Origin of the sequence: Sulfitobacter sp., assembly GCF_036961165.1 — a bacterium.
Taxonomy (GTDB): Bacteria; Pseudomonadota; Alphaproteobacteria; order Rhodobacterales; family Rhodobacteraceae; genus Sulfitobacter.
In genome coordinates this window covers 96,056-103,584 of record NZ_JBALVJ010000008.1, presented here as the reverse complement: position 1 = coordinate 103,584, position 7,529 = coordinate 96,056, and the positions used below count along the sequence as shown (strand labels likewise).

General features: G+C 58.6%; 5 protein-coding genes. 4 read left to right on the top strand and 1 reads right to left on the bottom strand.

Features of this window, described 5'->3' with window-relative positions; all coding sequences use genetic code 11:
• Nucleotides 1-349 precede the first annotated feature (349 nt).
• On the bottom strand, nt 350-910 hold the full coding sequence (locus tag V7730_RS06540; protein WP_335746792.1) for a hypothetical protein: 561 nt from the start codon (nt 908-910) through the stop codon (nt 350-352).
• A gap of 215 nt (nt 911-1,125) precedes the next feature.
• On the opposite strand from V7730_RS06540, the gene V7730_RS06535 reads away from it, so the two are divergent.
• From V7730_RS06535 to V7730_RS06520, 4 genes are all read left to right on the top strand, one after another.
• Nucleotides 1,126-1,584: a Crp/Fnr family transcriptional regulator gene (locus tag V7730_RS06535; protein ID WP_335746791.1), complete on the top strand. Its 459-nt coding sequence runs from the start codon at nt 1,126-1,128 to the stop codon at nt 1,582-1,584.
• 74 nt (nt 1,585-1,658) lie between these two features.
• The gene (locus tag V7730_RS06530) at nt 1,659-2,051 is read left to right on the top strand and encodes a hypothetical protein (protein WP_335746790.1); all 393 of its coding nucleotides are present in this window, start codon (nt 1,659-1,661) and stop codon (nt 2,049-2,051) included.
• 275 nt (nt 2,052-2,326) lie between these two features.
• The gene (locus V7730_RS06525; RefSeq protein ID WP_335746789.1) at nt 2,327-4,351 is read left to right on the top strand and encodes an efflux RND transporter periplasmic adaptor subunit; all 2,025 of its coding nucleotides are present in this window, start codon (nt 2,327-2,329) and stop codon (nt 4,349-4,351) included.
• Nucleotides 4,348-7,527: an efflux RND transporter permease subunit gene (locus tag V7730_RS06520; protein ID WP_335746788.1), complete on the top strand. Its 3,180-nt coding sequence runs from the start codon at nt 4,348-4,350 to the stop codon at nt 7,525-7,527. Before V7730_RS06525 ends, V7730_RS06520 begins: the two co-directional genes overlap by 4 nt.
• Nucleotides 7,528-7,529 lie beyond the last annotated feature (2 nt).

Here is a 7,529-nt window from a genome sequence, read left to right as displayed (position 1 = left end):
CTCCATCTTTGGCTAAAGACTAAAGTGTTGCGTCGACCCGTTGAAATCGCCGGACAAACCCGACATTGCCGTCCGCGTGGTCAACGGCCGCTTTTCAAATATTGCACCGGCAGTGAAAAGGACCTTGAGCGGGAAACGGATCTTCGCTGCGCAATGTACAAAGATCCGCCCTGCACAAAAACTGAATCTATGTCGTGGAGGGGGGGTCTTGTTTCGATGAGGCAAACAATTTCACGCCCCTTTTTACGCGGAAAAACGAAGCCACATCTGCAGGGAGTGTCGATGCCTCAGCGGCTTTTGGTTACAACCTTTTACCCAAGAATTAGTGGGCCTATCAACGGAAGGAAACTCAATGTGAGGCAGCACCTTTGGCGATGGCGATGTGGTGGGCGCGGTGATGATCTCCGGTCGCCATCAAGCCGAAAAAGCCGAGGGCTTTGATTTGTTGCGCCTGCGCTTCGGTCAGTGAGGTCACAGTCCAACTGATGAACGCATCGCTGGTACTGACCTGCGAGATCCAGCCAGTCTCGGCTTCGAGCACGGGTCCATGGGCGGGGACCATCCGCGATGCGGCTTCGCCTGCGCGCCCGCTGCGGGAAACCTGCATCTCGACTCCGTTCTCGATCAGGTCAGTTTTTACAATCGCATTGCTGGTTAACATGCTCATGTCAACAAGATGTGTCCGCAAAGCATCGATATTGACGCGGCTCCAATCGGTCTCGGGGTCTTGGCTGAGTATCTGCACAATCTCGGCAATCGCCGCAAAATTTGCATCGCCGCGCTCGGCCGGGAATGCGGCCTGCGAATGATTGGTGGCATGGCCCGTGTGGCCTGCATGCTGGGCAAGGGCCGCGCTGGTCATGCCGAGTGTGATTAGCAGGGCGGCGCAGGCAAAGGGTGCGATTCTCATGGGTGTTCCTTTTGGATTACTATCCTCAGGATAGCATCCGGCGCAGACCTTCCCTATGATCGTGATCATGTCATCTGCCGATTTCTTTATGGAGCTACAGGCCCGTTGCGCGGCTACCATCGCAAAACAGGCGGTGTTGCAAGCGGGCCAAGCACTGTTTCACCAAGGGGACGCGCCCCTTGGATTGATCCTTGTTGTCAGCGGGGAGCTTGAGCTTGTCCGCTGGACGCAAGGTGGGGAGTGGGGTGCGCATCCATACGGCAAAACAGAGCCAGACCTTTGCCGAAGCGTCACTCTTTGCAGAAACTTGCCACTGCGACGCTGTCGCGCGGGTTGCTTCCGAAGTCTGTATTTTACCAAGAACAGAAGTCTTGGCGGCGTTTACTCTGGACCCAGGGCTCTCAAACCGCTTCTCTGCTGATCTGGCGCAATCGTTGATGAGGACGCGGCGTATCCTCGAATTGCGCGCTATAGGGCCGCTGGGCGAAGGGGTGCTGGCACGGTTGGCGGAGGTGGTGGACGCTGACGGAACACTGCAAAAAGAGGTGGCGCTGCTGTCTTTGGCCGATGATCTGGGCGTGACGGGACCAGCACTCTACCGCGCGCTGGCGCAGCTTGAAAAAGACGGTCGTATTGTCCGGCCCGCACGCGGGCGCGTTCGGCTGGTGAGGTAGCAATGAGTCGTCTCTGAACAGACCTCACGAATTTCTGACTTGAAATAGACGATGATAGGTATCATGTCATCAAGATGAGCAACATCAATGACCTCGCGCAAATCAAAACGGCCCTTCGGCCGCTGAGCTTTATGCTGCTGATTTGCGTTATGGTAGTGCAATTCGTTGCTCCGGCCCTTGCAGTACCCTCTGCTGCATCGGTGGATGAACACCACATGGTAATGGATCACAGCGGTATGGGGCATTCCGACGTCGCAGGAATGGACCACGACATGGCTGAAATGGATGCTCACCACCAAGGCGCTGCGTATTGCATGGCCTTCATGTGCTGCTTTCAAGAGACCTCTACGCCTTTCAAACTGGTCGCTTCAGACGTTTTGCTGCCCAATGGCAAGGGCATTGAACAGGGGATGACCCTACCATCGCATCTGCGGATTTCAAAAGACCGCCCTCCACAACACATCTGATCGATTGCCGCTGCGCGCCCAGACTTCGGGCTGCGTAATTGTTATTGATTGGAAACGGCTTCCATCACGGGGAAGCCGGGGTCGAGGTGACCATGCGTGGACGATATTCAGCCCTGAGTGTACTAGCACTGTGCGCGGGCGTTGGTGGTGGTGTTTTTCTGGAGCGGTTGTATCTTAACCCTTCGGATATGGGCGTAAATGAAGGACCTCAAATCCTCTATTGGGTAGCTCCAATGGATGCTAATTTCCGTCAGCCCGGTCCGGGGAAATCTCCCATGGGAATGGACCTGATTCCTGTCATGGCGGGCCAAGAACCTTCCGGTGATCCTTCCGAAGTCATGCTTTCCGCCGCGGAAATCAACGCTATTGGCGTGCGCACCGCGATTGCTCAAACCTCCGAGATATCCGGCCGGATCGAGACGGTAGGGTTTGTTGGCTATGACGAGCATCTCACAAGTCATGTCCACACCCGCGTAGATGGCTGGATCGAAGCCCTGAACGTGCGCGCAGTTGGTGATCCCGTGCGCAAGGGCGATGTCCTGTTTGAGATGTTCTCGCAGATTATTGGATCATCCTCGGGTGATCTGCTGCGGGCGATTGAGGCGGGGGATCAAAGGATCATCGATGCCGCGCGTGGCAAACTGCACAGTCACGGCATGTCCGACGCACAGATTGCCCGCATAGAGGAAAGAGGTGAGATCGCCCGCAATATCGAAATCATCGCCCCACAGGACGGCGTTGTCACAGGCCTTGAAGCGGCAGACGGCATGTTTCTCCAGCCAGGAGTGCGGGCCGTATCGCTGACCGATCTCAGCGCTGTCTGGCTCATCGTTGATGTGTTCGAGCGTGATATTGCGCGCATGACCAATGATATGCGCGCGGTCGCGCGGTTCGAGCATCTGAACGGGCGAACCTTTGCGGGTGTCATCGACTACGTCTATCCCGCACTGGATGCGCAGACCCGAACGCTGCCTGTGCGCTTGCGGTTCGACAACAGCGAGGGGCTGCTGCGCCCCAATATGTTTGGCAACGTAAGCCTGATCCCGAATGAGACACGCATGGCGTTGACTGTGCCCACCGAAGCCATCATTCGCACCGGTTCGGAGGAGCGGGTTATTCTCAAGACCGGTGAAGGCACCTTCAAACCGCGCCTGATCACCACGGGCCTGCGGGACACCTTTGGCGGTGGCGGGCGCACCGAGGTTGTTCAGGGCTTGGCTCCAGGCGAGGAAGTTGTGGCCTCCGCTCAATTCCTGATCGACAGTGAAAGCGCGCTCAGTGCTGGCCTGATGCGGATGGCACCGACGGATCAGGCTCCGGCACGCGGGACAGGTGAACTGGTGGCGCTCGATCCGGAAACGCGCATGGCGACGATCCGGAATGCGGCGTTTGAAACGCTGGACTGGCCTGCGATGACCTCGCGCTTTGCGCTGCGCAGCGATATCGCGCTGGAACGGCTGGAAATTGGTCAGCAGGTCGCGTTTCGTGCCGCGCGCGGTGCAGACGGTCTTCTGAGCCTGATTGAGCTTGGCTCTGACGACGGTATTGCCGCAACTGGGAAAGGCAAGGTTCTGGCAGTCACTGCCGATGGTAAGCTCACGATGGAGCATGATCCGATCCCCGAACTGGGCTGGCCTGCGATGCAGATGGATATGGATGTGGCCGGTATCGACGTAGGCGATGTCGCATTGGACCAACCCGTCGAGTTTGACCTGACCAAGGGGGAGGATGGGCTGTTTACCATCGTTGCTCTTCGCGGTGATGTGATGGCGATCAAGGCAGAGACGCCTATGGTCGAGCCTGTGGCGCAAAAACCTGACGCCACCATCCCTCCGGTCATCGTGTCTGGCACGATTGACGCGATAGACCCTGCGACAGGCATGGCCACGATCACCCATGGTCCGATGATGGAAATCGGCATGCCCGGTATGACGATGGGCTTTGCGCTGGATGACATTCTGGACCCCGCAACACTTGTCATGGGTAAAGAGATGACGCTTACCTTTGCGCGCCCCGATGGGATGACGATGCTGCTTGCAGCGGCCGAGCCTGTGGTCCCTCCAATGGAGGTGTCAGGCACAATCAATACCGTAGACCCTGCAACAGGTATGGCCAACATTACCCACGGCCCGATGATGGAGATCGGGATGCCGGGGATGACCATGGAGTTCATGGTGGATCCTGCTGTAGGTTCGGAATCGTTGCCTGTTGGTAAGGAGATTTTACTTCAACTGCACCGCACTCCTGACTTCTCAATGACCCTCGTAGGGATCGCAACAGCGGCGGAGGTGGGGCAATGATCGCCGCCATCATTCGCGGCTCGATTGTGAACCGCATTATCATCCTTGCACTGGCGATGATGATGGCCGTGACAGGCATCTGGGCGATCCGCACCACGCCCGTGGATGCAATCCCCGATCTGTCGGACGTGCAGGTGATCGTGCGCACGCCCTATGCAGGCCAAGCGCCGCAGGTGGTTGAGGATCAGGTCACCTATCCCATCGCCACCGCCATGCTTGCCGTGCCCGGGGCCAGTGATGTGCGCGGGTTTTCCTTCTTCGGGGATAGTTTTGTATACGTTGTTTTCGAGGATGGCACCGATCTCTATTGGGCGCGCACGCGGGTGCTGGAATACCTCGGTCAGATCACCGCGAATCTGCCGGAGGGTGTCTCGCCCCAGCTGGGGCCGGATGCCACGGGTGTGGGATGGATTTACCAATATGCCCTGATCGACCGCACGGGCGGGCATGATCTGGCACAGTTGCGCACGATACAGGACTGGTTTCTCAAATACGAATTGCAGACTGTCGATGGCGTGTCCGAGGTCGCCACCATCGGGGGCATGGTCAAACAATATCAGGTTGTGGTCGATCCAAATAAACTGCGCGCCTATAACATCACGCTGGCGCAAATTCAGGCCGCCATTCAGGGTGCCAACCGTGAGACAGGCGGCAGCGTGATCGAGATGGGCGAGGCCGAATTTATGGTTCGCTCGACTGGTTATGTTGATGAGATCGCCGATCTGGCGAAAGCGCCGCTGATGGTGAATGCGCGCGGTGCGGCGATTACGTTGGGCGATGTGGCCGACATCCGGCTGGGGCCGGAAATGCGCCGTGGTGTTGGCGAGCTTGATGGTGAGGGTGATGCCGTCGGAGGCGTTGTGATCCTGCGCTGGGGCGGCAACGCACTCTCGACGATCAAAGCGGTGGAGACGCGGATCGACGAGCTGCGGCAAAGCCTGCCCGAGGGCGTTGAGATCGTAACAACCTATAACCGTGCTGGCGTGATCGAGCGGGCCATCGAGAACCTGCAAAAGAAGCTGACCGAGGAATTCATCGTTGTCATTCTGGTCTGCGCGGCCTTTCTGCTGCACGTCCGCTCCTCGCTGGTGATCCTGCTGTCGCTGCCGCTGGGCATCTTTGCGGCGTTTATCATCATGAAACTGCAGGGCGTGAACGCCAACATCATGTCGCTGGGGGGCATCGCCATTGCCATTGGCGCGATGGTGGACGCGGCGATTGTGATGATCGAAGCGATGCACCGACGGCTGGAGAAGGAAGCCCTCACCAACAAGAACCGCTGGCGGATTGTCACGGAATGCTGCGAGGAGGTGGGGCCTGCGCTGTTCTTCTCACTTGCCATTATCGCGGTGAGTTTCCTGCCTGTGTTCGTGTTGGAAAGTCAGGAGGGGCGGTTGTTCAAACCGCTGGCCTTCACCAAGACCTACGCCATGGCCGCCGCCGCGATTTTGTCGATCACGCTGGTGCCCGTGCTCATGGGGTATTTCGTGCGCGGCCGGATTGTGCCGGAGCATCGCAACCCGCTCAACCGTTTGGTGATCTTTGTCTACCGTCCGTTCTTGGACGCTGCTGTCGCTTGGCCTTGGGCCACGACAATGCTCGCAGGTCTGCTGGTTGCCTCCATGTGGTGGCCGCTGCAACGCATCGGGAGCGAGTTCATGCCAGAGCTGAACGAGGGTGATTTCCTCTACATGCCGTCGCTCTATCCTGGCGTGTCCATCGGCAAGGCGCGTGAGGTGCTGCAACAGACCGACCGCCTGATCGCCACAGTGCCCGAAGTGCTGACAGTACATGGCAAACTGGGGCGTGCCGATACGGCGACAGACCCCGCGCCGCTCACGATGATCGAGACGACGATCCAGCTGAAACCCGAGGCCGACTGGCGCGAGGGGATCACCATGGAGGGAATCCGTGCAGAGCTGGACCGTGTGGTGCAAATCCCCGGTGTGACGAATGTCTGGATTCAACCGATCAAGAACCGCATCGACATGCTGGCCACGGGCATCAAAACGCCTGTGGGGGTCAAAATATCCGGTGCCGACCTGCGCGTAATCGAACAGATCGGGATCGAAGTCGAACGGATTTCAGGCCAGATCGAGGGCACGACTTCGACCTATGCCGAGCGGCCCATTGGTGGGCGGTTCATCGAGATCAACCCCGACCGCGAGGCCGCCGCGCGCTACATGATGAGCGTGCGCGACATTCAGGATGTGGTGCAGACAGCCATCGGCGGCATGCAAGTGTCGGAATCCGTCGAAGGGCTGGAACGCTTCCCGATCAACTTGCGCTACCCCCAGGACTGGCGCAACTCCCCCGAGCGGTTGCGCGATCTGCCTGTGGTCACGCCTTCGGGTGCGCATATCCCGCTGGGCACGCTGGCCGAGATCAAAGTGGTCGATGGGCCGGGCATGATCCGCTCTGAAAACGCGCGGCGCACAGGGTTTGTGTTCATCGACATCTCGGGCCGCGATCTGGGCGGCTATGTAGAGGAAGTGCGGGCGGCTGTGGCCGAACACGTGGTTCTGCCTGCGGGCTATTCGATCACATGGTCGGGCCAATATGAGTATATTGAGCGGATGCAGGAGCGGCTCAAGCTGGTGGCCCCTGCGACGCTACTGATCATTACGCTCATGCTGTTCATGGCCTTCAACCGCGTGATTGAGGTGGGGATTATCCTCGCCGCGCTGCCTGTCGCACTGGCGGGGGGCGTGTGGTTCTTGTGGTATCTCAGCTTTGACATATCCGTGGCTGTGCTGGTGGGGTTCATCGCCCTTGCTGGTGTGGCGGTGGAAACGGCGATTGTGATGCTGCTCTATCTCAACCTTGCATGGGACAAGCGGCGCAAACAGGCCGCTGCCGAGCGGCGGGAGATGACTCCGCTGGATGTGGAGGAGGTCGTGTTTGAAGGCGCTCTGCTGCGCGTACGGCCCAAGGTAATGACCGTCGCCACCATTTTTGCGGGCCTCATTCCCATCATGTACGGCACCGGCACAGGATCCGAGATCATGCAACGGATCGCCGCCCCGATGGTGGGGGGCATGGCCACTGCGACTCTACTTACACTTTTTGTCATTCCATCGATCTTTGTGATCTGGAAGCGGCTCGCCCTGAAACGGGTGAACCGCGCCATACTGCATCCCGAGGAGGGGGACGTAGCACCTCTGCCTGCCGAATAATC